Source organism: Sorangium sp. So ce327, assembly GCF_051530205.1.
Taxonomy (GTDB): domain Bacteria; phylum Myxococcota_A; class Polyangia; order Polyangiales; family Polyangiaceae; genus Sorangium; species Sorangium cellulosum_B.
The window spans coordinates 10,958,347-10,977,484 of record NZ_CP150330.1; the positions used below are offsets into that span (position 1 = coordinate 10,958,347).

Consider the following 19,138-nt stretch of genomic DNA (forward strand, 5'->3'; position numbering starts at 1 on the left):
CGTGTCCGTCACGGGTCAGCAGTTCCCCTTCCTGGCGCGCGCCTCTGAGCATGTCGCCGGAAGCCTTGCGCCGATGCTCCCGCTGACGCTGGTGGGAGGGCGCAGCGTGCAAGCGTTGGGCCTGCTCGACACGGGGGCTGCTGTCAGCGTCCTGCCCTACACGGTCGGTGTCAACCTTGGGTTCGACTGGGATCAGCAGAGCACCGCGGTGCAGCTCAGCGGGAATCTGGCGATCGCCGAGGCGCGCGCCGTCCTCGTGTCGGCGGTCGTTGCGGGCTTCGCTCCGGTGCGCTTGGCGTTCGCCTGGGCAAGAGTAGACACCGTGCCTGTCATTCTGGGCCAGATCAACTTCTTCCTGGAATTCGATGTGTGCTTCTTCCGGGCACGTCAGATCTTCGAGATTCGACCTGCGCAGCGACCCTAGCTGCGGCGCCGCCGCCGGACGAGCGGCTGGTGCTGACAGTGCGCCTGTTTCGGAGCTGCGCGGCACGGGGGGCGCGTGCCTGGGTCGCGTAGGCACCGAGCTGCGCGACGAGGTGCTCGAAGACGAGGCGGACGCGGCGCACGGCGCGCAGATCCTCGTGCATGACGACCCAGGCATCCAGGTGGAAGGCGAGCGCGGGCAGCACGCGCACGAGCGGCACCGGCCGCCGGCTGAGCGGGAGCTGGCACACCCCGATGCCGAGGCCGGCGCGCACCGCGGCGAGCTTCACGATGTCGCTGTCGCTGCGGAACGCATAATCGCGCGGCGTGGTGACGAGCCCGGCGGCGGCGAGCGCGTCGATGATGGCGCGGGAGCCGTCGGCGCCGATGAGGGCGTGGCCCGGCACGAGCCCCGCGAGCGACGTCGGGGCAGCGTGCGCGGCGAGGTACGCCTTGGTGGCGAAGAGGCCGAGCTCGATGCGCCCGGCGCAGCGCCTCACCAGGCCGGCCTGCGTCGGCTCCGTCATGCGCACGGCGACATCGGCGTCGCGGCGCAGGAGATCCTCGGTGCGATTGGTGGCGACGAGCTCGATCTGAAGGCGCGGATGAGCAACGAGGAGCGGGGCGAGCATCCGGGGAAGCACCTCGACGCCGACGACCTCGCTGCACGTGACGCGCACGGTGCCTCGGTCGGCCTCGGTGGGGCTCGACACGGCGCGCACGAGGGCACGCGCGCTCGCGGCGATGGACTCGGCGTAGGGCAGCGTGGCAAGCGCGAGCTCGGTCGGCACCAGGCCGTTCGGCGCGCGGGTGAACAGCACGACGCCGAGCTGCGACTCGAGCTGCTCGATCTGGCGGCGCACGGTGGGCTGCGCGACGTCGAGGGTACGCGCGGCGGCGGAGAGGCTGCCGGTGCGCATGACGGCAAGGAAGGCACCGTAGAGGTCCCACGAGGGCTCGGCAGGGCTCATCAAAAGATGATGAGCAGATGGAGGCATTTGTACAATGTTCATGAGCACCCGCAGCGACCATGCTCTCCACGTCGCCGGCACCCGCGCCGGTACGCACGACGAGGACAACGACCATGACCACCGCCGCGATGCTCCCTGCGCTCGACCTTGCTCCCCCTCCCCGCCGCCCCGCGCCGCAGCCCACCTGCGAGGTCTCGGCGGGCGGGGCCACGGGCATGCCGCGCGCGCTCCTGCGCCTCGAGGGCGCGCTCGTGCTCGGAGCAGCGCTGCTCGCCTACGGCCACCTGGGCGGGAGCTGGGGCTGGTTCGCGGCGCTGTTCCTCGTGCCCGACCTGTCGATGCTCGGCTACCTTGCGGGCCCGCGGGTGGGCGCGGCGGCCTACAACGCGGGGCACAGCCATCTGGCTCCGGGGCTGCTCGCGGCCGCGTCGGTCGCGCTTGGCTCGCCGGCGCTGCTGCTCGGCGCGGCGATCTGGGTCGGGCACATCGGCTTCGATCGGATGCTGGGCTATGGGCTCAAGTACGGGACGGCGTTCGGCGACACGCACCTCGGCCGCGTGGGCGCGAAGCGCTCTTTCGTCCCCAGGGGGCGGCGGTGACCAGCCGCTCCAGCGCGTCGGCCACCGTCCCGAGGTGGAGCGTCGCGCCACCTTCGACGAGCGCGCCCGCTGGTCGCGTGGCCGCCTGCGCCCACGCCCTGGGGCGAGGTGTTCACGCCGCCATCCTGGGCGCGGGCGGGCTATCCCGGAAGGCGGGGCTCACGCAGCGGAGTTGACGTCACGACGTTCAAACCGCGACGACCCCGCCGTCCACGAACAGCTCGGCGCCCGCGACGTAGCTGCTGTCGTCCGACGCCAGGTAGAGCACGGCCTTGGCGACCTCCTCCGCGCCCCCGAACCGCCCGAGCGGCACGGACTGACTGAGGCCCGAGATCTGCGCCTCTGCAGCCTCTGTGTGGCCGCCGACGAAGCGGCGCATGCCCGGCGTGTCGATGGCCCCCGCCGAGACCACGTTCACGCGGATGCCGCTGCCTCTCAGGTCGGTCGTCCAGGTCCGCGCGAACGAGCGCACGGCGGCCTTGGTGGCGTTGTAGACCGACTGATTCGGGAAGCCTTTGCTCCCGCTCATCGAGCCGTTGAGGACGACGACGCCTCCGCTCTTCATGAGAGGCAGGGCCTTCTGCACCGTGAAGAGCAGCCCTTTGACGTTCGTGCCGAAAATGCGGTCGAAGTGGTGTTCGTCGATCGCGCCCATCGTCGCGACCCCGGAGATGCCGGCGTTGGCGAACACGATATCGAGTTTGCCCTGCTCTCGCCGGATCCGCGCGAAGAGCCGGTCGAGGTCGGCCAGGTTGGCGACGTCGCCCTGGACGCCGACGGCGCCGCCGCCGATCTCCTCGACCGCTTCATCGAGCCTCTCTTGCCTCCGACCCGTCACGTAGACGGTGGCTCCCTCCGCGACGAAGAGCTTCGCCGTCGCGAGCCCGATGCCGTCGCTCCCACCCGTCACCACCGCGACCTTCCCGTTCAACTTCGCCATTGGACGCTCGCTCCTTGTGGATGCGCACCCCCGATATTCACACTGTGAACATAGGCGCCAGAGTTCACAGTGTCAACATCGCGTCGCACGAGCGCGCGAACGGCGCGGTTCGGGCCGGTCGTCAGGACGCGAGGGTCACGGGCGCCGCCGCGGTCGCCGAGGCCCCTTCGCGCCGGCCTGGCTCGCGCCGAGCCCTCGAAGCGCGAAGTCCAGGAGGCCCTCGAGCACCTCCGCGCGCGAAGCGACCGTGGCGAAGGCGCCGTCGAGCACCAGCGAAGCGAAGCCGTGGACCACGGTCCAGGCGCGGATCTCGCCGTCGATGCGGCTCTCGGGCGGGATCACCCCGCCGCTCACCAGACGGTCGAGCGCCTCACCGAGGATCCGATCTGCCGTGGGATGGTCCGCGGCGTCCGCACGTGGCTCGCGCCTCATCTGACACATGCCGCTCGGCCCGTGCATGAGACGAAAGAGCTCCGGTTCCTCCGTCGCGAAGGCGACGTACGCGCGACCGATCGCCTTGAAACACTCGATCGCGACCTCCGCGTCGTCTCGTCCCTCGAGGGCTCGCTCGGCGTCGGCCATCTTGCGTCGCATCCTCCGCGCGAGCTTGTCCGCTTCCGCGCTCGCGACCGCCGTGAGCAGCGCGGACTTGCTGTCGAAGTGCCGGTAGGTCGCGTTCGCCGAGACCCCGAGCGTCCGGGCGGCGTCGCGGAGGCTGAAGCCCTCCGTGCCGGAGGTGCGCACGAGCTCGGTCGCGGTCTCCACCAGCGCATTGCGCAGATCTCCGTGGTGATAGGCGGCCTTGGCGTCCGTCATCCAACGGAGGGTGACACCGTGAACCTCGCGCGTAAAGCGCCCCATGGCTCGCTGACGACTTGCAGGTGGAGGCGTCGAGCAGCCAGCGCGTCGTGCCGATCGCGTCGTCGTTGCAGCGTTCGGTCACCACGATGTCGACTCGACCGAGCAGCTCCTGATCGCGCTGCGGCTGATTCATGAGCGCGATCAGATCGACCATGGCTCCGTGGAGCTCGCGGAACTTCTATTGTGCAATTCGAGACGCTCCCGACGCTCGAGCCAGGCGACCCGCCCGAACTTGCGGCGTCAGCCCGCAGCCCTGGCGGGCTTGGGACGGCGCACAAGAAGACTCACTCTGGCACAGGCACATCCGCATCCCGCAGAAATCCTCGCGATTGACGCTGGCCCGCCGCGTGCTTCAGGGGCGCGGCATGAAGACCTCGATTCGATGGCTCATCCCCGTTGCGCTGCTCCAGGTGCTCGCCTGCTCCGATTCCGTCGAGCAGCCCGCTGAAACCGGCTCGGGGGGCAACTCGTCCGGAGAAACCATGTCGTCGAGCGCGTCGAACGGCACCGGCGGCACCCCCGAGGCGTCGTCGAGCGCGTCGAACGGCACCGGCGGCGGCCCCGAGACGTCGTCGAGCGCGTCGGGCGATACCGGCGGCGGCCCCGTGGAGTGCGACGTCGAGGGAATCGGCGCTCCGCCCGGAGCGGCCTGCACGAACGAGGGCGAGATATGCGACAACCCCTGCTCGGGGTGCTGGAGCAGATGCATCGATGGCGTGTGGGTCGAGGAGTGCAATCCGTGCCCCGATGCGCTGCCCGAGAACGGGACGAGCTGCGAGGGCCATTACGGCGCGACGCGGTGCAGCTACCGCGCCGACTGCGGCACAGCGAGCGCCGACTGCGATGGAGCGACCGGGTTGTGGGTCGTCGAGGGGGACGGCGACTGCGACGACGAGGAGTACTGGCTCAGCTGCGGCTGAGCGTCTTCCGTGGTGTCAGAGCGACTCGAGGTACGCCACGAGATCGTCGAGCTGCGCCGGGGCGAGCGCGGAGACGTCGCCGTCCTCCGCGCCGCCGGGCAATCCGTCACCGCCCTTGCCGCCGACGCTCGGGAGCCCGCCCTCCATCACGAAAATACGTGCTGTGGGATACGTCCTTCCATGCCTCGTACTCGGCGCGCTGCGCATCCAGCTTCGCCATGATGCCTGTCCAGCTGTCCGCGCCGAGGCTGAGGCGCTGGGGCATCTCTCCAGAACCCACGAGTTGGACGAGGATCTCCGCCATCCGAACGGGATCACCTGGCGCAAGTGAGCCGTCCTTGTCGTTCACCAGCAGGTCCATGACCGCATGGGCGGTGGCGCCATAGGCGTCGATCCTCGGGCTCCGGAGATTCCGTTCGACGATGCCCGTCCGGAAGCCGCCCGGTTCGACCGACATCACCTTGATGCCAAGCGGCGCGACCTCCTGCGACAATGCCTCCGTGAGGCCTTCGAGCGCAAACTTGGAAGCGCTATAATACCCGAGCGCGGGCATGGCGACGACGCCGTTCATCGAAGAGATGTTGACGATCGTGCCGCGCCCCCGAGCGCGCATGCCGGCCAGAGCTGCCCGTAGGGTGCTCGCGACGCCGAAGAAGTTCGCCTCGAAGACGGTCCGGATCTTCTGATCTTCTCCCTCTTCAACTGCGGCGAGATAGCCGAGCGCAGCGTTGTTCACGAGCACGTCGATGCCGCCGCGCCACGCCTCGGCGGCGGCCACCGCGGTCTCGATCTCGGATGGCCTGGTGAGATCCATCGAGAGTGGAAGCACCGCGTCGGGGTACGCCTCCACGAGCCCTCCGAGGCGGGCGCTGTCCCGCGCCGTGACGGCGACGTGATGGCCGGCGCGAAGGGCTGCGTTTGCGATCGCGGCCCCGAGTCCGCTCGACGCTCCGGTGATGAACCAGGTCTGGGCACTCATCTTCTGTTCCTCCTGATGGCCGCATTCTGCGGCCTGCCATGCGGTCTGCAGCGCTATTCCTCCGCGGCCAGGCTCGCGAGCCTGCGCTGCGGTCGTCCCGTGATGGATCGTTCGCCTAGGCTTGGACACGCACGACGACCTTGCCGACGGCGCCCCCCTGGAGATGGGCGACGGCCGCCGGCAGATCGCCCAGGTCATAGGTCGCGGCCACGACGGGGCGCATCCCGAGACCATCGATGGCCCTGATCATGTCCTCCAGCGCTCGCCGGGGTCCGACGCCGATCGCGTTGATCGTCCCGCGACGCAGGAGCAGCGGGCCAACCGGGGTCGAGATGCGGTCGCTGTCCAGCAGGCCGACGAGCAGGATCCTTCCGCCGTAGGCCAGGGCTTCGACGGAGGTAGCGAGGTTCTCGCCCGCGGCCATCTCGATCACGGCGTCCGCGCCGCGGCCGCTCGTGAACGCCATGACCTCGCGGTCCCAATGCGGACGGGCACGATAGTTGATACCCGCGCGTGCGCCCAGGCCCATGCCGAACGCCAGCTTCTCATCGCTGCTGGAGGTCAAGATCACCTTCGCCCCGTGCGCCGCCGCGAACTGCAGCGCGAAGAGCGAAACGCCGCCCGTACCCTGCACGACCCAGGTCTGCCCCGCCCTGACACGCCCGGTCTCCACGACAGCCATCCAGGCGGTCAGGCCTGCAGTCGAAAGCGTGCTCGCCTCCTCGGGGCCGAGGGTCTGGGGCGCTGCGACCAGCATGTCTTCGCGCACCACCGCGAACTCGGCCAGGCGGCCCGAGACCGCGATGGTATTCGTGTGAAGCCCCGGGGCCGCCCCGTCGATCCAGTCCTCGATGTCGACGCCGACCACCCGATCGCCGATGGAAAACCGCGTCGCGAGCGGTCCGAGCTCCACGACCTGCCCGGCGAAGTCGCTCCCGGGCACATACGGGTGCGCCAGCTCGCCCATGCGGCCTTCCCACATCAGAAGATCGCGGTAGTTCAGCGAGACCGCCTGGATCCTCACCAGGACCTCACGAGGCCCAGGCTCGGGCCTTCGAGCATCGCGGAGCGTCAGGTTCCGGACGCCTGGGGCATCGAGCTCCCAGCGCCGCATGCGCGGCCTCTGCAGAGCTCGTCCGGCGTCGGAGCGCTTCGGTGTCGTGATACCTGAACTGATCATCTCGTGCCTCCCGTGCATCGACGGCAATTCGTCCTTGCGGAGACTTAGCCGTCGCGCCGGCGGCGCTGCAGTGGATCAGATCGTGAGGCTCCCTCTCGTAAAACGAGAGGCTGCCGTCGCCTCGGCGGGCCGCTAGGCGCCTGGTCTCGGTTGCCCCGCCGGCGCCCCGACGCCTTCGGCCGCAAGCCGGGCCTGCAGCCGGGGCGCCATCCAGTCCAGGAAGGCGCGGACCTTCAGCGGTAGGCGGCCCTGACCGGAGAAGACGAGGTGGATCGGAAGAGCAGGCACCTCGAAGGCCTCGAGGAGCGGCGTGAGGGCTCCGCTTCGCAGCTCCGATGCGATCTGGTAGTCCAGGGCTCTCGTGATCCCCAGGCCTGCCTTGGCCGCCACCACCGCCGCAGCGGGCGAATTGACCGCGACCCGCGCGCGCGGCTCCGCGATCACGTGGGAGGCGTCCCGGACGTACCGCCAGGGCGAGGGCACGAACCCACGATAGGTCACGCCGTCCCGTCCCGTCAGGTCCTCTGGCGCCCGAGGGCCGCCGAATGCCCGCAGGTAGCCCGGGCTCGCACAGGTGATGGAGCGAGTCGACCCGACACGCCTCGCCATCAACGAGCTGTCCTCCAGCTCTCCGATCCGGACCGCCACGTGCACATGCTCCTCCACGACGTTCACCATCACGTCCGTCAGGAAGAGGCGCAGATCGATCTTCGGATGCGCGGCAAGGAACTCGCTGGCGATCGGCAGGACGTGCAGCTCGCCGAACATCGTCGGCGCCGTGACGGACAGCTCCCCACGAGGCTCCTGATATTCGCCCGCGACGGCCTGCTCGGCTTCCTGCAGCTGCTCGAGGATGTGCCGCGCGGCAATCGCGTATTCCCGCGCCGCCTCGGTCAGTTCGACCCGGCGACTGGTGCGGATCAGAAGCTGCGTGCCGAGATGACGTTCGAGCTCCGCGACCTTGCGGCTGATGGTAGGCAGCGGCGCCTGCAGCCGCCGGCCCGCCGCGGACAGGCTGCCGGTGTCGACAACGGCCAGGAAAACGAGCATGGCGTCGAGCCGGTCCATCGGCCTCTCCTATCACGGAAGGGCGATGGCGGGCCTCGCGATGGCCTCCTCCAGGCAGATGCTGACCACGGCGCCCCCGCCAGGCCCGGTCGCGGTGGCTCGATGAAGAACTTCGGAACGACGCAGCTCATCCGCGGCGGCGCTGTGCCGCCCTCGACCCAATCGCGCGCATGAACGCACGCGTGCAGATCTCGGGTATACCTCCCCCATGAGCAACCTGTCCGCGATCGGCTTCGCTGCTTCCTCCGAGGACGACTTGCGGCGTACGGTCGGCGCCGCGCTCGAGCGCGCCGCTCCGCCGCCGGACCTCGGCGCGTCCGCGGCGCACTACCTCTGGTTCCGCGACGCGAGCGGCGCCGCGCTCGCTGCCCGGCTTGACGACCAGAAGGCGATCGATTGCATCACCCCCTTCTTCGCCGCGCCCGACGGCGGCACGCGCTGGCGGGTGCACACGAGCGCGCCGCACCTCGATCGCGAATGCCTGCATTGTAGCGGCGCGGACTGCGACGTGCTCGACCCTTCGTCCGGCGAGATGTGCACGCGGACCGCGCTGCAATTCCTGTTCTTCGAGCCCTATCAGGCCTGGCTCGCGGACGAGCGGACGTTCGAGGTCGTGATCGTGGGCTTCGCCTCGTCCCTTTCACTCTGCACCACGCCCGACGACCTCGAGCGCGCGCAGGCGGCGCTCTTCGGCGAGGCAGAGCCCGGCGTCCCGCGCGAGCCCGGCAAGCCCATGCGCCTCGCGGACCAGGCATTCCTGCCGCACGGCATGTTCGGCGCCGAGGGCGAGCTCGGCGCGCGCGCCCGCGCCCTGCTCACGGGGAACGTCGAGTCGGTCACCCTTGCACGCAACGAGATCACCGGGAGCAGGTTCGTACACACGCGCGTCCGTACCCTCGGCGGTCCCATCGACATCGTCGCGCCGGCGGACGCCGTGGAGGTCCCGGAGCGCGCGACGCTCGTGGTCGCCGACTGCTGGCTGGTCGGGCGACCCGTCGAGGCGCCGCCCCCGAAGACCGGTTTCTTCCGCCGCATCCTCGGCAGGGCCTGAGGACGGCGGGCGGAGACGAATGCATGACCTGCCGGACGTGTTCGTCCGGGCCGCGCGCACCGGCCGGCCTACCTCGGACATCGCGCGTGACGCCGCGGAGCTCTGACGCTAGACTGAAATCGCTGGTAACGGAGCAGTAGGAAGCAGCGTGCAAGCCGCCAGGCGCCCCATCGTCATCCCCGCAGACCGTCGAGTAGAGCTGCAGGTGCCCGCAGACCTTCCAGAAGGTCCAGCGGAGGTGATCGTCCTCATCACCGCCCCGCAGAAGGCTGCGCCACGCGACAAGCGGGCAGCACTTGGCATGGATCGGGGTACGGTCCAGATCGCCGATGACTTCGACGCGCCGCTGCCGGAGAACCTACAGCGAGCGTTCAATGGCGAGTAAACCGGAGCTGGTGAGGTTCGAGATTGAAGGTGCCGAAATCGCGGTCCGCCTGGCGGGCGATCGGGAGAAGCCGGCGCTTCTCCTGATCCACGGCTTTCCAAGCTCCTCGGAATCGTTCCGGAACGTAATCGACTGTCTCGCGCGGGACTGCTTCGTGATCACCCCGGACCTTCCGGGGTTCGGCGGCTCCGAGCCGGTCGAGCGCCCCTCATTCTCGCGTTTCGCGGACATGATCGACGGATTGCTCGCGCGGCTCGGGGCCGGGTCTTTCCACCTTTACCTCCACGATTTTGGAACCGCGGTAGGACTTCATCTTGCCACGCGCGCGCCGCGCAGGATACGCAGCCTCATCGTCCAGAATGCCAATGCCCATGAGAGCGGGATGGGGCCGCAATGGTCGGCGACCAGGGCCTATTGGGACGATCCCACGCCGGAGCGGGAAGCCGAGGCGACCGCGCACCTGACCTTCGAGGGCACGCGCGACCAATATCTGGGCGGCGTGCCCCAGGACATCGCCGAGCGCATCGATCCCCGACTGTGGGAGGAGGACTGGCGGATCATGTCGCTCCCCGGCCGGCTCGAGACGCAGCGCGCGCTGGTGCTCGACTATCGCAGCCATGTCGCGCGGTTCGGGGACATAGCCGATTATCTCGGTCGCTGGCAACCCCCGGCGCTGATGCTGTGGGGGCGGCACGATATCTTCTTCGATCTCGAGGAGACCCTCTCCTGGATGAAGGCGCTCCCGCGCATGGAGGCGCACATCCTCGACGGCCCGCATTTTTTGCTGGAGACCCATCCGGCCGAATGCGCCGCGTTGATGAGCGCCTTCGTCAGGCGCGTGGAGGGACCGCGTTAGGACGTGCGCACCGTGAGCCCGACGCTCGGCAGCTGGGTTCCGGGCGCGTGACGCGGATGCCGACCGGTGGACGAGCCGGGCGCATCCTGCGTCGACGTACCCCGCTCTGAAGAAGCCTTGCCGGTCAGCAAGAGGCGCCTGACCGCCGCTTGCAGCCCACGGCGCTGACGCTCCCTAGAACACCGACGATGAGGCAACCCCGAGGTCAAGGGCTTTAGCGCTCTCTTTCCGCGGCTGACCGGCTTCGAAGCGGCAGCGGTAGCGCTCGGCGTCGTCAGTGCAGGTCGTTTCGGCATGGACGTCTCCCTTCGCCCTGGTGGGCGTCGTTACGGTTGTGCTGGAGCGCCGCGTCGCGTCCGCAGGAGCGAGCTGTGGCTCAATCGACGATCCGCATTCACAGGCCGGCGGTTGCCCTGGTGGCCTGGATGCAGGCTGGGGTCCGAAACGGGATCGTGGAGGCGCAATCTATCAAACGGCGTGTTCTACCCAGAGGCGGATCACCCTCGGTGTTCCCGCGCTCATCCACGTAGCCCTCTTTCACGCTCCCAACGTGGCGCGCTCGTGGCGCAGGTCCCCCGTGTGGGGGAAGTCAGTGCATCGAGGCCCTCCTTGAGGTCGAGCTCGGCCTCGATGGAGCCGCTGCCGTGGCGGCATTGAGTCCCTTGTCGACGGACCGCTGCCGGCGGCGCGCCTTGACCGTGGCTCGCTGCAAGGCGTGCGCCTGCTGCTCGACCGACTGCGCCTGCAGGCGCAGGCCCTTGGCCGAGGCAGCCGCTGCGCTCTGCGCGTCGTAGAGCGTGCCGTCGCGCCACATGGCCCACAGCACCCCCGACAGCCGCCGCGCCAGCGCCACGACGGCGATGTGGCGACCCCGGCGTTCGGCAATGGCGTCTGCCCATCGACGCAGTGGGTCGTCGCCGCTCTTGTTCTTGTGCCGCAGGATAGTGTGCGCGGCCTGCGTCAGCAGCATGCGCACGTACGCGTTGCCTTGCTTGGTGATCGAACCCAGCCGCCGCTTGTCGCGCCCGCCGGAGGTGTCCTCCAAGGGAACCAGACCCAGGTAGGAGGCGAGCTGGTGGGCGTGGCGAAAGCGCTTGGCTTCGTCCACGACCGAGACGAACGCGGCAGCGACGACCAGCCCCACGCCGGGCGCCGTGGTCAACCGCGCGATCACCGGCTCGTGGGCGCACAGCTGCTCGAGCGCAGCATCGACCAGCGCGATCTGGGGGTTGAGCACCTCCAGCGCGGTCACCAAGGGCCCGACCAGCTGACGGGTATCGGCTGGCAAAGAGGCCTCGCTCAGCCGCGCGAGAAAATCCTCGGTCATGCATGTCGCGACCTTGTGTCCGCAGGCGCGCAGGATGCCGCGCACGGTGGTGACATACTGGGCCCGCGTCTCGACCAGCGCGCGTCGCACGGCCAGCTGGTGGCGTATGGCTCGCCGGTGGGGCGACAGCACGTGAGCGAGCGGAATGCCCCCGCGCTCGACGGCGCGCGCCAGCGCCTCGGCATCGAGGCGGTCATTCTTGCGGCCGTGCTGGCCAACGCCGAGCTGACGTGCTCGCGTGGTGTCGACGACCAAGACGTCGTGGCCCCAATCGCGGAGCTTGTCGTGAACCACCCAGGCCTCGCGGCACGCCTCGAGCGCCACCCGGGCCGGCGAGGACGACGGACCGAGGACGTCCTGAAGCGAATCAAACGAGCGGACCGTGCGTCGCAGCGCCACCTGCCCGCCCGCTACCTCGCAGAACGAAATCTCGTTGACCCCCAGATCCAGCGCTACACTTCGCATGGCTGACCTCTCCTGGGCCCCCGTCGACTGCGTCTTCGAACGCGTGGGGGTGCCCGCAGGCAACCCTGCAGGCGAGAGGTCAGCCATCTTGCTTGCTGCTCCGAGTGGCTCCTTCTTGCGCGCTGCTCTCCGGAGCTTGGAGCCCCCGCCGGAGGCCTCCGTCCGCCCGTCGCCCGCAGCTTTGTCCGGCTGGAGCGCGCAGGGGGAGTCAAGGGCGGCGGAGCCGGCGAGCTCCGCTCGCGAACCCTTGACGCCCCCGAGCACTCCAGCACGCTCTGCTGCTGCCGATGGGCCGACCTCCACGGTGCAGCGGGCTGTCTTCGCAGGCCCCGCCGCGCGGACACGTCGAGCAGACGCACGGGTCGGTGCGGTCGGCATCGTGGATCCAGGCTCCGCTTGGGTTGCCTCATCCCATCTATCACGTTGAAACCCGGAGAATTTTCACAGGGAGGCGGGGAGGCGGGGAGGAAGAGAAGAAAATGAAGTTCTCCCTCTTGCCGTCTCTCGCTCCCCGCCTCCCTGTGGAATTCCTGCTTTCTCTCGTAGCTTCAACCCGTTTGTCGCTCTAGCTGAAGCGCAACACGTTGGCTATCATCAGGTGCATTCATGTCGAAAGTCGATCTCAAGCGGGAACTCAAACATCTCTACCAGGCATCCGCGAAGGAGGTGGTTCAGGTTGACGTGCCGACGTTTCAGTTCCTCATGATCGACGGCAAGGGCGATCCCAACACATCACGGGAGTATGCCGAGGCCGTGGAAGCGCTGTTCTCCGTCTCCTACACGACGAAGTTCATGGTGAAGAAGGGGGCGCGAGGAATCGACTACGCGGTCATGCCCCTCGAAGGCCTCTGGTGGTCGGACGACATGTCCGTCTTCACCTCCAACGACAGGTCACGATGGAAATGGACGATGATGATCATGCAGCCTCATTTCGTTGGGGAGGCGGTGATTCAGGCGGCCATGGCGGAGGTGAGGCGAAAGAAGGCGCTCCCCGCGCTGGACGCGCTCAGACTGGAGAGCTTCACCGAAGGGTCGTGCGCCCAGATACTTCACATTGGCCCCTTTACGGAAGAAGGGCCGACCATTCAGCGAGTCCACGATTTTATCGGCGCGCGCTCGGCGCTTGCAGGAAAGCACCACGAGGTGTATCTGAGCGACATCCGCCGCGCCGATCCGGCCAAGTGGAAGACCATCATCCGCCAACCCATGGAGTGATGGCCTCGAACGTTCGGCTCGGGCAGTTCGCCACAAGCACATGAGGGATTCACGTGATCGACTTGCGGGCCTTGACGTCTGAAGATTGGGCCGCATGGCGCGACGTCAGGCTGCGCGCGCTCGCGGACGCTCCCCATGCTTTCGGCTCGACGCTCGAGGAATGGGAAAATGCATCCGAGGCGCGCTGGCGCGCGCGCCTGGAGCTGCCTGGTTCCCGCAACCTCGTGGCCTACGTCGACGGCGAGCCGGTCGGCATGGCTACAGGCGCGCCCTTCGAAGGCACCTACGAGCTGATCAGCATGTGGGTAGCGCCGGAGGTGCGCGGCCGCGGCGTCGGAGATGCACTGGTCGAGGAGATCCTGCGGTGGGCACGCGAGCAGGGCGGAAGTGAGCTCCGCCTCGACGTGAAGCAGGACAATCTCAGCGCCATCTCGCTGTACGTCCGCCACGGTTTCATCGACGTCGGTCCGTCTCGCGAATCGGGCGAGCGAGCCATGATGAAGCGTGTGTGAGTCGACGTTCGAGCTGGCCGTCGCGTCCAGCGACGGCGGCACAATGCGCAGGTGAACCGCGGATCCGCCGGGCGCGACGCTACTTCCCAGGCTCAAGGACTCGAGCCTGGTGGCGCGCCGACTCGGCGCCGTGGATCTGGGGATCTTCGCTGCGCCCAGCTACGTCGCGCAATTCGGTGCGCCGCGCTCGCTGGCCGACTGCGCCAGGCACCGCTGGGTGTCCTTCTCCGACATGCGCCGCCTGCCGAAGGAGCTGCAAGGCCCGCCGTCGCCTCGCGTGTCCACCGATGATCTGCTGCTTGCCCACGGCATGGTGCGGATGGCCGCGGGGCTCGCCGTGCTGCCCGGCTACCTGGCACACGAGGACGTGCTCGCGGGGCGGCTGGTACGGGTGGTTCCGAGCTGGAAGCAAACCGTCGGAACGCTCTTCTTCGTCTACCCGCCGGCTCAGCACGTGCCGCGCAAGGTGACAGCCCTGCGCGACTACCTCGTGGACGTCATCGCCCAGCGGCCTCTCGCGCTCGCAGAGGGATGAGCGCCGTCAATACCGCTCGGGCGACCACGAGCCCGGCGCCCACCAGTCGACGAGAGCCGCGAGGATCCGGCCCAGCGCTGCCCCGAGGCCAGGCGAAGGCTCGTCGCACAGCGTCGGTGCGACCGAGAGTCCCAGCCGGTCCTTGAGGATCTCCTGGGCGCGGCGAATGGATCGTGGATCTCGGCGGTCGAACCAGATGGCTTCGCCAGACGACTCGCTGGCCTCCGGGCCTTCGTCCTCCGCCGGCCCGACGTACAGGGTCACGGTGTGTCGTCCCAGCGTGGCAGGTGGGTCGCTCCGCATGTTCCACAGCATGCTCCGCGCTCGTGACAGATCGGTGGCGCAGGCGAAGACTCTCCGTTGCAGCGCGGCGCTCCCCCAGCTGCGGCGGCGCCCTGAACGAGGCCGAGCGCCTGAAGGCGAGCCCGTCACCCTCGCCGTGGACCGCGACGAGCGCATGAGCCTGTCGGCGCTCATGTCGGGAAGATGCGCAGTTCCCTGAGTGCCATTCCGTCCGGATCGACGGCGGCGAGGCAAAGCGGCTGACCGACCTCAAGTCGGGCGCAGGTATCCCCGCCTGGTCGCCTGACGGCGCTGCCCTGGTCCTCTCGGCGAAGGTCGCCTCCGATGCGCCGCCGGGGGCTCCGCGGGTGGTGACGAGGGCCCTGTACAAGAGCGATGGGGTGGGGTTCGTGCTGGACCGCCGGACGCACCTCTTCCTCGTCCCTGCCGGCGGGGGTGAGGCGCGGCAGATCACGCGCGGTGACGCGAACGAGAGCGACCCGGCGTGGTCGCCCGACGGGCGCCTCATCGCGTTCAGCCGGACGCGGGAGGGCCCCCGCGACGCCCACTGCAGCGACCCCTGGGTGATGACGCCGTGCGCGACTTCGACGGTCCCGCCGTCGACGCTCCTGACCGGGCCACCGCGCGGCGAGAACCTCGATCGCGACGCGCGCGCCGTGAACTCAGGGGCGGGCGCGCGCACCAGACGCGAAGCGCGGCGTCGGCCGCGAAGGTCTGTCCGTCCGGTATGTCGTGAGCTCTCCGCCAAAAAAAGGCGAAACCATGGGCCGTCCTCGATCACCGTCCTGGGCTCCACGTCGGCGGAGCGCGCGCGATCTCGTCGCCCGGTGCAGGGGGCGCGCCGCGCTCCTCGTGCCTCTGTTGCTGAGCCTCGCCCTCGTCGCGGGCTGCGCCGGGGGAGAGCCCGAGCGCGGCGCTCCCGGCGTCGCGCAGCAGGCGCGGCTCCCGCTGCGGGCCGCCGCCTCGATGAGCGTCGCGCGCGCGTACCACACGGCGACGCGGCTCCTCGACGGCAGGGTCCTCGTCGCGGGGGGCACCGGCGAGGCGAGCGCGGAGCTCTACGATCCCGCGACGGACACGTGGGCGCCGGCGGCCTCGATGGGCACGATCCGCCAGCTTCACACGGCGACCCTGCTCGCCGACGGACGGGTGCTCGTCGTCGGCGGGAGCCCGGAGCTCAGGGCCGAGCTCTACGACCCTGCGCTGGATGCCTGGACCGCCACCCCGCCGATGGCGCTGCCCCGCCCCTGGCGGCACGCGACGACGCGGCTCCTCGACGGCAGGGTCCTCGTCGCAGGAGGGGGCGAAGAGGCGACGTTCACCTGCGAGATCTACGATCCCGTGACCGGCGAATGGCACCTCGGCGCCAGGCTGCCGCGCGGCGGGTACGGCAACAGCGACGGCGCCGCGCTGCTCGCCGACGGCAGGGTCTTCCTCGATGGCAACGAGGGTCCCTATGGCGAGCACCGCAGCCAGATCTATGACCCTGCGAGCGACGCCTGGTCGACCATGGGGGCTCGAGGCGATAGGCGCATGCCAGGGGCCACCGTCACCCTGCTGCCGGGCGGCCGGATCCTCGTGGCCGGCGCCGGCGACCTAGGCCCCGAGACCTTGCTCAGCGCCGACATCTACGATCCTGCGACGGGCTCCTGGACCCCGGTCCCCAGAGCGACCCCCTCGTTTGGCGTCTGGAATTTCTCAGGGCAGCGCGCCGTGTCGCTCCCGGACGGGCAGGTCCTGCTCACGGGGGGCATCGATTACATGCTCCCTTGCGACGATGGAGCGTGGCCCTGCCCGAGCGTTCGTCTTCGCGACAGCACCGAGATCTACGAGCCCACGGCGGGCCGCTTCACGGCCGGCCCGTCGATGCTCTCCCCGCGCGGCCATCACACGGCGACGCTGCTCCTGGACGGCAGGGTCCTCCTCGCGGGCGGCCTCATCGGCGACCACGACGGCGCGACGGGCGACAACGTCGTCGCGATCGCGAGCGCCGAGCTGTTCACCCTGGAGCGCCGCCGCCCCGGCGAGCCCTGCAGCTCCGCGGCGGAGTGCGGGGGCGGCAGCGAGCGCTGCGTGGACGGCGTCTGCTGCAGCTCGGCCTGCGACGGGGCGTGCGAGGCCTGCGCGGTCGCGGCCGGCGCGGCCCAGGACGGCGTCTGCGCCCCGGTCACCGGCCCGGCCTGCGACGACGGCGACGCCTGCACGCAGGGCGACGCCTGCCAGGCGGGCGCCTGCGCCGGCGCGCCGGCGAGCGACGGCGCGCCGTGCGACGACGGCGACGCCTGCACGCAGGGCGACGCCTGCCAGGCGGGCGCCTGCACCGGCGCGCCGGCGAGCGACGGCGCGCCGTGCGACGACGGCGACGCCTGCACCCGGATCGACACCTGCCAGGCGGGCGCCTGCGCCGGCGCCGATCCGGTGGCCTGCGCCGCAGCGGACACGTGTCAGCTGAGCCTCTGCGATCCGGCGTCCGGCCAGTGCATCCCCGCGCTTGCCCCCGGCGGCACCGCGTGCGACGACGGCGACCTCTGCACCCAGGACGACGCATGTCAGACGGGCGCCTGCGTCGGAACGCCGGTCTCGTGCACGGCCACGGACGCCTGTCACGCCGCCGCGTGCGACGAGGCCACGGGGCTCTGCGCCGACGCTCCGCTGCCTGACGGTACCCCGTGCGGCGAGCGCTGTACGGACAGCGCGTGTCAGGCAGGCGTGTGCACGACCGGTGCTCCGACGGTCTGTCCGGCTGTCAATGGCTGTCATCAGCCAGGTTTCTGCGACCGGTATGCTGGCTCTGGAGGCGCGTGTCAGGCGGGGCCGCGGCTGCCCGACGGCGCGCCGTGCTCGAACCCCACCACGAGCGCGTGGACCGCCGGTTCCCCCATGGAAACCGGCCGAGGCGGGCACGCGGCCACGCTGCTCCAGGACGGCACCGTGCTGGTCACCGGAGGGCTCGCGGGCCACGTGCAAAGGTGGTATGGAGCGAGCGATCCCCGCTTCGACAGCGCGATGCGGTACGATCCAGCGAACGATACGTGGACGGCGGTCCGCCCGATGCTGCAGCCGCGCGCATATCACACGGCCACGCTGCTCCAGGACGGCACGGTCCTCGTGGTCGGCGGCACCGGCGACGCTGCCCAGGGGCCTTCGGCCGAGCGGTACGATCCGAGGGCCGACGTCTGGACGGTGACCGGAGCGACGGTGGCGCCCGAGCGCCGCGACAGGCACACGGCCACGCTGCTCCAGGACGGCAAGGTGCTCGTCCTCGGCGGTATTCCGGATTGGGCCAGCTCCGAGATCTACGATCCGGCGACGAACACCTGGGCGCCCACCGCGCCAATGCTCGATTTGCGATCCGGCTTCTTCACGGCCACGCTGCTCCAGGACGGCAGGGTGCTCGTCGTCGGCACGCGTGATGGTGGCCGGTTGTTCGATCCGGCGACGAACACCTGGGCCCCTGCGGGGCCGCCGGACGGGCGCGATGACCTCACCAGCGGCGTCGGCTGGACGTGGGACGTGCCGATGCCTGTTTCTCCGAGGAGGCTGGAGACGGTGACGCAGCTCGCGGATGGCCGTGTGCTCGTCCTGGGTGGTTGCGAGAACGACGCTTACTGGTGTGGCTTTGCCGACGTGCTGCTGTATGCGCCCGGTGTCATCTCCCCTGGAGATGGCGTGTGCCAGAGCGGTGCTTGCGTGACGGTCGACGCGGGCGGCTCGGGTGGCGCCGGTGGCGAAGCGGGCTCCGGTGGCGCCGGTGGCGAAGCGGGCTCCGGTGGCGCCGGTGGCGACGGCGGGGTGAACGCGGGCGGCAGCGCGAGCACTGGCGGCGCCGGCGTCACGGCGAGCACGGGAGCGGCCACCGGGGCAGGTGGCGCGGGTGGCGCTGGAGGCAGCGGCGGCGCGGCGCCCGGAGCCGGGGGCCAGGGCGGAGCGGGCGGCGGCGGCACCGGCGGCAGTGGAGACGCCGCGGTCGCCAGCGGCACGGGCGGCGCCTCCACCAGCGCCGCTGGGGCCGGCGGCAGCCCGGGATCCAGCGGGCCGGCGGGCGGCGGCAGCGGCGGGTGCAGCGCCTCACCGCGCCCGGTGGGCTCGGCGGCCCCCTGGCTCCTGCTGGCCGCATTGCTCGGAGCGCGGGGCGCCCGGCGCCGCACCGGGTGCTCCGCAAGGTGACTCGCCTGCTCGCGCGGGCCGAATGCGGTAGCGGTCGCATTCGCCCGGAGAGAGCTCACATCAAGGGTCCCATTTCGGGACGTCCTACACCGGCTACCACGTCGATCCCCACGACATACGAGGAGAGCCGTTCGACGAGCGAGAGCTCCACCGCAGGCTCTCGCCGGCGTCCTTGGCCGCACGCTGCGTCACGCGCGCGGCCGCCAAGCGGAGGCGCGCGGTCCCTGGACGCGGGATGGACACCTGGATACGCTCATCGAATGAACGACGTGTTCGACAGCGACTCGAACGATCTGTTCCCGCCTGCCGATCGGGCGAAGATCTAGGCGCTCACGGAGGATCCCAACGCGACGGTCGGCTACGAGCTGAGCAAGGGGATCC

Annotated in this window: 18 protein-coding genes and 1 pseudogene; 10 read left to right on the top strand and 9 right to left on the bottom strand. The window is 70.0% G+C overall.

Annotation, left to right across the window (positions count from 1 at the left end; translation table 11 throughout):
- Position 1: 1 nt before the first annotated feature.
- Positions 2 to 424 carry a hypothetical protein gene (locus tag WME95_RS41085; protein ID WP_437904710.1) on the top strand — a complete coding sequence of 141 codons (423 nt, stop codon included), beginning with the start codon at positions 2 to 4 and terminating at the stop codon, positions 422 to 424.
- Here the strand turns inward: WME95_RS41085 and WME95_RS41090 are convergent.
- Positions 345 to 1,394, bottom strand: a complete 1,050-nt coding sequence (locus WME95_RS41090; protein ID WP_437904711.1) for a LysR family transcriptional regulator — start codon at positions 1,392 to 1,394, stop codon at positions 345 to 347. The two genes, WME95_RS41085 and WME95_RS41090, sit on opposite strands and share 80 nt — an antisense overlap.
- Before the next feature lie 113 nt (positions 1,395 to 1,507).
- On the opposite strand from WME95_RS41090, the gene WME95_RS41095 reads away from it, so the two are divergent.
- On the top strand, positions 1,508 to 1,993 hold the full coding sequence (locus WME95_RS41095) for a DUF4260 domain-containing protein (protein WP_437904712.1): 486 nt from the start codon (positions 1,508 to 1,510) through the stop codon (positions 1,991 to 1,993).
- Positions 1,994 to 2,180: 187 nt separating this feature from the next.
- Here WME95_RS41095 and WME95_RS41100 read toward each other — a convergent pair whose 3' ends face one another.
- Both WME95_RS41100 and WME95_RS41105 read right to left on the bottom strand, forming a co-directional pair.
- Positions 2,181 to 2,933: an SDR family NAD(P)-dependent oxidoreductase gene (locus WME95_RS41100; RefSeq protein ID WP_437904713.1), complete on the bottom strand. Its 753-nt coding sequence runs from the start codon at positions 2,931 to 2,933 to the stop codon at positions 2,181 to 2,183.
- 135 nt (positions 2,934 to 3,068) lie between these two features.
- Positions 3,069 to 3,749 (bottom strand): TetR/AcrR family transcriptional regulator, encoded by a 681-nt coding sequence (locus WME95_RS41105; protein WP_437904714.1) that lies wholly within the window; start codon positions 3,747 to 3,749, stop codon positions 3,069 to 3,071.
- Between the two features lie 410 nt (positions 3,750 to 4,159).
- On the opposite strand from WME95_RS41105, the gene WME95_RS41110 reads away from it, so the two are divergent.
- Complete coding sequence (locus tag WME95_RS41110) at positions 4,160 to 4,714, top strand: hypothetical protein (protein ID WP_437904715.1); 555 nt, start codon at positions 4,160 to 4,162, stop codon at positions 4,712 to 4,714.
- A gap of 15 nt (positions 4,715 to 4,729) precedes the next feature.
- Here the strand turns inward: WME95_RS41110 and WME95_RS41115 are convergent, their stop codons facing one another.
- From WME95_RS41115 to WME95_RS41130, 4 genes are all read right to left on the bottom strand, one after another.
- Positions 4,730 to 4,861, bottom strand: coding sequence for a hypothetical protein (locus WME95_RS41115; RefSeq protein WP_437904716.1), 132 nt, complete (start codon positions 4,859 to 4,861; stop codon positions 4,730 to 4,732).
- Complete coding sequence (locus WME95_RS41120) at positions 4,821 to 5,693, bottom strand: SDR family NAD(P)-dependent oxidoreductase (RefSeq protein WP_437911082.1); 873 nt, start codon at positions 5,691 to 5,693, stop codon at positions 4,821 to 4,823. Before WME95_RS41120 ends, WME95_RS41115 begins: the two co-directional genes overlap by 41 nt.
- A 115-nt stretch (positions 5,694 to 5,808) precedes the next feature.
- Positions 5,809 to 6,891: a zinc-dependent alcohol dehydrogenase family protein gene (locus WME95_RS41125; protein ID WP_437904717.1), complete on the bottom strand. Its 1,083-nt coding sequence runs from the start codon at positions 6,889 to 6,891 to the stop codon at positions 5,809 to 5,811.
- 114 nt (positions 6,892 to 7,005) lie between these two features.
- Positions 7,006 to 7,941, bottom strand: a complete 936-nt coding sequence (locus WME95_RS41130) for a LysR family transcriptional regulator (RefSeq protein ID WP_437904718.1) — start codon at positions 7,939 to 7,941, stop codon at positions 7,006 to 7,008.
- A 208-nt stretch (positions 7,942 to 8,149) separates the two neighbouring features.
- On the opposite strand from WME95_RS41130, the gene WME95_RS41135 reads away from it, so the two are divergent.
- From WME95_RS41135 to WME95_RS41145, 3 genes are all read left to right on the top strand, one after another.
- Entirely contained in the window at positions 8,150 to 8,992 is an 843-nt protein-coding gene (locus tag WME95_RS41135; RefSeq protein WP_437904719.1) for a hypothetical protein, read from the top strand.
- Positions 8,993 to 9,230: 238 nt separating this feature from the next.
- Complete coding sequence (locus tag WME95_RS41140) at positions 9,231 to 9,377, top strand: hypothetical protein (protein WP_437904720.1); 147 nt, start codon at positions 9,231 to 9,233, stop codon at positions 9,375 to 9,377.
- Positions 9,367 to 10,233 (top strand): alpha/beta fold hydrolase, encoded by an 867-nt coding sequence (locus WME95_RS41145; RefSeq protein ID WP_437904721.1) that lies wholly within the window; start codon positions 9,367 to 9,369, stop codon positions 10,231 to 10,233. The genes WME95_RS41140 and WME95_RS41145 overlap by 11 nt, the downstream gene beginning before the upstream one ends.
- Before the next feature lie 589 nt (positions 10,234 to 10,822).
- Here WME95_RS41145 and WME95_RS41150 read toward each other — a convergent pair.
- Entirely contained in the window at positions 10,823 to 12,025 is a 1,203-nt protein-coding gene (locus WME95_RS41150; protein ID WP_437904722.1) for an IS110 family transposase, read from the bottom strand.
- A 606-nt stretch (positions 12,026 to 12,631) separates the two neighbouring features.
- Here WME95_RS41150 and WME95_RS41155 point away from each other — a divergent pair.
- From WME95_RS41155 to WME95_RS41165, 3 genes and pseudogenes are all read left to right on the top strand, one after another.
- Positions 12,632 to 13,240 (top strand): GyrI-like domain-containing protein, encoded by a 609-nt coding sequence (locus tag WME95_RS41155; RefSeq protein WP_437904723.1) that lies wholly within the window; start codon positions 12,632 to 12,634, stop codon positions 13,238 to 13,240.
- A 53-nt stretch (positions 13,241 to 13,293) separates the two neighbouring features.
- Complete coding sequence (locus WME95_RS41160) at positions 13,294 to 13,752, top strand: N-acetyltransferase family protein (protein WP_437904724.1); 459 nt, start codon at positions 13,294 to 13,296, stop codon at positions 13,750 to 13,752.
- A 97-nt stretch (positions 13,753 to 13,849) separates the two neighbouring features.
- Positions 13,850 to 14,287, top strand: a pseudogene (locus WME95_RS41165) (LysR substrate-binding domain-containing protein); the annotation flags it as partial.
- A 6-nt stretch (positions 14,288 to 14,293) separates the two neighbouring features.
- Here WME95_RS41165 and WME95_RS41170 read toward each other — a convergent pair.
- Positions 14,294 to 14,602 carry a hypothetical protein gene (locus WME95_RS41170; protein ID WP_437904725.1) on the bottom strand — a complete coding sequence of 103 codons (309 nt, stop codon included), beginning with the start codon at positions 14,600 to 14,602 and terminating at the stop codon, positions 14,294 to 14,296.
- An 840-nt stretch (positions 14,603 to 15,442) separates the two neighbouring features.
- Between WME95_RS41170 and WME95_RS41175 the strand changes: the two genes are divergently transcribed.
- Positions 15,443 to 18,757, top strand: coding sequence for a kelch repeat-containing protein (locus WME95_RS41175; RefSeq protein ID WP_437904726.1), 3,315 nt, complete (start codon positions 15,443 to 15,445; stop codon positions 18,755 to 18,757).
- Positions 18,758 to 19,138 lie beyond the last annotated feature (381 nt).

Coding starts and splice junctions, on each gene's coding strand:
- WME95_RS41095 (WP_437904712.1), top strand. CDS start 1,508: ATGACCACCGCCGCGATGCTCCCTGCGCTCGACCTTGCTCCCCCTCCC.
- WME95_RS41115 (WP_437904716.1), bottom strand. CDS start 4,861: ATGGAGGGCGGGCTCCCGAGCGTCGGCGGCAAGGGCGGTGACGGATTG.
- WME95_RS41100 (WP_437904713.1), bottom strand. CDS start 2,933: ATGGCGAAGTTGAACGGGAAGGTCGCGGTGGTGACGGGTGGGAGCGAC.
- WME95_RS41125 (WP_437904717.1), bottom strand. CDS start 6,891: ATGCACGGGAGGCACGAGATGATCAGTTCAGGTATCACGACACCGAAG.
- WME95_RS41120 (WP_437911082.1), bottom strand. CDS start 5,693: ATGAGTGCCCAGACCTGGTTCATCACCGGAGCGTCGAGCGGACTCGGG.
- WME95_RS41135 (WP_437904719.1), top strand. CDS start 8,150: ATGAGCAACCTGTCCGCGATCGGCTTCGCTGCTTCCTCCGAGGACGAC.
- WME95_RS41170 (WP_437904725.1), bottom strand. CDS start 14,602: ATGCTGTGGAACATGCGGAGCGACCCACCTGCCACGCTGGGACGACAC.
- WME95_RS41110 (WP_437904715.1), top strand. CDS start 4,160: ATGAAGACCTCGATTCGATGGCTCATCCCCGTTGCGCTGCTCCAGGTG.
- WME95_RS41150 (WP_437904722.1), bottom strand. CDS start 12,025: ATGCGAAGTGTAGCGCTGGATCTGGGGGTCAACGAGATTTCGTTCTGC.
- WME95_RS41090 (WP_437904711.1), bottom strand. CDS start 1,394: ATGAGCCCTGCCGAGCCCTCGTGGGACCTCTACGGTGCCTTCCTTGCC.
- WME95_RS41155 (WP_437904723.1), top strand. CDS start 12,632: ATGTCGAAAGTCGATCTCAAGCGGGAACTCAAACATCTCTACCAGGCA.
- WME95_RS41105 (WP_437904714.1), bottom strand. CDS start 3,749: ATGACGGACGCCAAGGCCGCCTATCACCACGGAGATCTGCGCAATGCG.
- WME95_RS41145 (WP_437904721.1), top strand. CDS start 9,367: ATGGCGAGTAAACCGGAGCTGGTGAGGTTCGAGATTGAAGGTGCCGAA.
- WME95_RS41130 (WP_437904718.1), bottom strand. CDS start 7,941: ATGGACCGGCTCGACGCCATGCTCGTTTTCCTGGCCGTTGTCGACACC.